Origin of the sequence: Mesorhizobium sp. M7A.F.Ca.MR.362.00.0.0 (genome assembly GCF_004023175.1) — a bacterium.
Classification (GTDB): Bacteria; Pseudomonadota; Alphaproteobacteria; order Rhizobiales; family Rhizobiaceae; genus Mesorhizobium.
In genome coordinates this window covers 533-3975 of sequence record NZ_RZTF01000507.1, presented here as the reverse complement: position 1 = coordinate 3975, position 3443 = coordinate 533, and the positions used below count along the sequence as shown (strand labels likewise).

The following is a 3443-nucleotide window of genomic DNA, read 5'->3' as shown; positions in this document are numbered from 1 at the left end:
CGATGGTGACGTCCTTGCCTGATTTATGGATGCGCGCCTTGCCGATCGGCAGCACGAAATCGTCCAGCTTCGGCACGTCGAAGGACTGACCGTAGAGGATTTCATTCTCGAGGAAGATGATCGGGTTCGGATCGCGGATCGCTGCCTTCAACAAGCCCTTGGCGTCAGCGGCGGTGTAGGGCATCACCACTTTCAGGCCCGGAATGTGGCTGTACCAGGCGGCATAGCACTGCGAGTGCTGAGCGGCGACGCGTGCGGCGGCGCCGTTCGGTCCACGGAACACGATCGGCGCGCCCATCTGGCCGCCCGACATATAGAGCGTCTTGGCGGCCGAGTTGATGATCTGGTCGATCGCCTGCATGGCGAAGTTGAAGGTCATGAACTCGACGATCGGCTTCAGGCCGGCCATCGCCGCACCCACGCCAACGCCGGCAAAGCCATGCTCGGTGATCGGCGTGTCGACGACGCGCCGCGGCCCGAATTCCTGCAGCAGGCCTTGCGTGATCTTGTAGGCGCCCTGGTATTCGGCAACCTCCTCGCCCATGACGAAGACATCGCCGTCGCGGCGCATTTCCTCGGCCATCGCATCGCGCAGCGCTTCGCGCACCGTGGTCGAGACCATTTCCGTGCCGGCCGGAATGTCCGGATCGGCGGCGATTTCCGTCTTCGGAGCAGCAGCCACCGGCGCAGCCGGCTTTGCGGCCTCCGCCTTATCCTCTGCGTCCGCCGGAGCCTCTGCCTTTGCAGGCGCTTCCGCCTTGGCGGGCGCCGCGGCCTTGCCGATATCCCCGGCACTTTCGCCGTCCTGTAGCAGCACGGCGATCGGTGTGTTGACCTTGACGCCTTCGGTACCGGCGGCGATCAGGATCTTGCCCAGCGTGCCTTCGTCAACGGCTTCGACTTCCATCGTCGCCTTGTCGGTCTCGATCTCGGCGATGACGTCGCCGGCGACGACTTTGTCGCCCTCGTTCTTCAACCACTTCGAAAGATTGCCCTCTTCCATGGTCGGCGAGAGAGCGGGCATGAGAATTTCGATCGGCATGTCCTTGCCCTCCCGTTACAATACGATATCGGTCCAGAGCTCGGACGGATCCGGCTCCGCGTCGTTCTGGGCAAATTCGGCGGCATCCGCGACAATGTCGCGGACCTCCTTGTCGATGGTCTTGAGCTCGTCCTCGGTCGCCCACTTCTTTTCCATCAGCCGTGCCTTGACCTGCTCGATCGGGTCATGGTCCGAGCGCATCTTCTGCACTTCTTCCTTCGAGCGGTATTTGGCCGGGTCGGACATCGAGTGACCGCGATAGCGGTAGGTCTGCATTTCGAGAATGATCGGCCCGTTGCCCGCGCGGCACCATTCGGTCGCCTGGTCGCCGGCGGCCTTGACGGCGCGGACATCCATGCCGTCGACCTGGATGCCGGGAATCTTGAACGAGGCGCCACGGTGCGAAAAATTGGTTTCCGCCGAAGAGCGCGACACCGAGGTGCCCATGGCATAGCGGTTGTTCTCGATGATGTAGATCACCGGCAGCTTCCACAGCGAGGCCATGTTGAAGCTTTCATAGACCTGGCCCTGGTTGGCCGCGCCATCGCCGAAATAGGTCAGCGAAACATTGTTGTTGTCGCGGTAGCGGTTGGCGAAGGCCAAGCCCGTGCCGAGCGACACCTGCGCGCCGACGATGCCGTGGCCGCCGTAAAAGTGCTTTTCCTTGGAGAACATGTGCATGGAGCCGCCCTTGCCCCGGGACAGGCCGCCCCGACGCCCGGTCAACTCGGCCATGACGCCGCGCGGCGACAGTTCCATCGCCAGCATGTGGCCGTGGTCGCGATAGGCGGTGATCATCTGATCGCCATCGATCAGTGCCATCTTCATGCCGGTGACGACCGCTTCCTGGCCGATATAGAGGTGGCAGAAGCCGCCGATGAAACCCATGCCGTAAAGCTGGCCGGCCTTTTCCTCGAAACGACGGATGAGCAGCATGTGCCGGTAAGCGGCAAGCTCTTCGTCCTTGGTGAATTCGGCAGGCTTGGGGGCCGAAATCCCCGATTTTCCGTCGGATTTGGATTTGGCAGGCGCTTTTCTGGCGGCGGTGGCCATGCATCACTCCCTGTTGGCGTCTCTTTGTGGACATTAGAGCAGATGAAATCTGCTCTGGGGAGATCAGCTCTTCCCCACCGATTTAAGGGAGGCTAACACGCGTCAAAGCGTTGCGCCATGCTGAATTTGCATAGCTGGCATGCGCCTAAGCGATTAAAATCATTGAAAATATTGATGATTAACTTGAAATCAGTTATTTCGACGAGGTCGGCAACATAATGGTGATTTCGTCAGCCTGGGACAGATTGAGCGCCTTGCGTGCCTGCTCATCGAGCATGTCCTTTTCGAGCGTGCCTTCATGCATCAACCGAACGCGGCGCTCGAGTTCCATGCGGCGCGCCTTGGTCACATCGAGCTGGCCTTGCAGCGCCACCGTCTGGGCTTCCAGCTGATATTTCGAATAGATGCCGAATTCGCCGTGATAGGCGTGAAAGCCGAAATAGGCCAGGAACGCCACGCAAAGCGAGGGAATGATCAGTCGGCCGGTGTTTCTCTGCTTGTGCTGACGCGTCCACATGATCCAAATCCTCGCGGCCGCGAACTCAGGCGGCTCACGATCTTTTTCGCCCGATTGTGCTTAACGGACGGTTACGGGTGTCCTGTTGGGCGGCGTCGAAACAAAAAAGGGCGGGAATGCTCCCGCCCTTTTGTCCGGTATCGATGAGCCGGTGTTTCTGGATCAGCCCTTGACCACCGACTTGCCGGCATAGCTTGCCTGCTTGCCGAGTTCTTCCTCGATGCGGATCAGCTGGTTGTACTTGGCCATGCGGTCGGAGCGCGACAGCGAGCCTGTCTTGATCTGTCCGCAATTGGTGGCAACCGCGAGATCGGCGATGGTCGAATCCTCGGTTTCGCCCGAGCGGTGCGACATGACGGCAGTGTAGCCGGCCTTGTGCGCGGTCTCTACGGCGTCGAGCGTTTCCGTCAGCGAGCCGATCTGGTTGACCTTGACGAGGATCGAATTGGCAACGCCCATGCGGATGCCGTCGCGCAACCGCGCCGTATTGGTGACGAACAGGTCGTCGCCGACCAGCTGCGTCTTTTTGCCGATCAGGTCGGTCAGGTACTTCCAGCCTTCCCAGTCGTCCTCGGCCAAGCCGTCCTCGATCGAGATGATCGGATAGTCGGCGGCAAGCTTGGCCAGGTATTTGGCCTGGGCCTTGGGATCGCGCGTCTTCTTCTCGCCCTCATAGACGTAGTTGCCGTCCTTGAAGAACTCGGTCGCGGCGCAATCGAGGCCCAGCGCGATCTCGTCGCCCGGCTTGAAGCCGGCCTGCTCGATCGATTCCATGATGAAATCGAGCGCCACAGGCGCGCTTTTCAGGTTCGGGGCAAAGCCGCCCTCGTC

4 protein-coding genes are annotated in these 3443 nt (G+C 60.8%); all 4 read right to left on the bottom strand.

Annotation, left to right across the window (positions count from 1 at the left end; all coding sequences use genetic code 11):
* Positions 1-1042, bottom strand: a 1042-nt coding sequence (locus tag EOC06_RS34085; RefSeq protein WP_128309875.1) for a pyruvate dehydrogenase complex E1 component subunit beta, incomplete at its 3' end; no start/stop codon positions are given.
* 15 nt (positions 1043-1057) lie between these two features.
* Positions 1058-2095 (bottom strand): pyruvate dehydrogenase (acetyl-transferring) E1 component subunit alpha, encoded by a 1038-nt coding sequence (gene pdhA, locus EOC06_RS34080; RefSeq protein WP_128309874.1) that lies wholly within the window; start codon positions 2093-2095, stop codon positions 1058-1060.
* Between the two features lie 193 nt (positions 2096-2288).
* The gene (locus EOC06_RS34075; RefSeq protein ID WP_128309873.1) at positions 2289-2612 is read right to left on the bottom strand and encodes a septum formation initiator family protein; all 324 of its coding nucleotides are present in this window, start codon (positions 2610-2612) and stop codon (positions 2289-2291) included.
* A 162-nt stretch (positions 2613-2774) separates the two neighbouring features.
* Positions 2775-3443 (bottom strand): enolase C-terminal domain-like protein (locus EOC06_RS44220; RefSeq protein WP_281062132.1); only part of this gene is annotated, 669 nt, incomplete at its 5' end.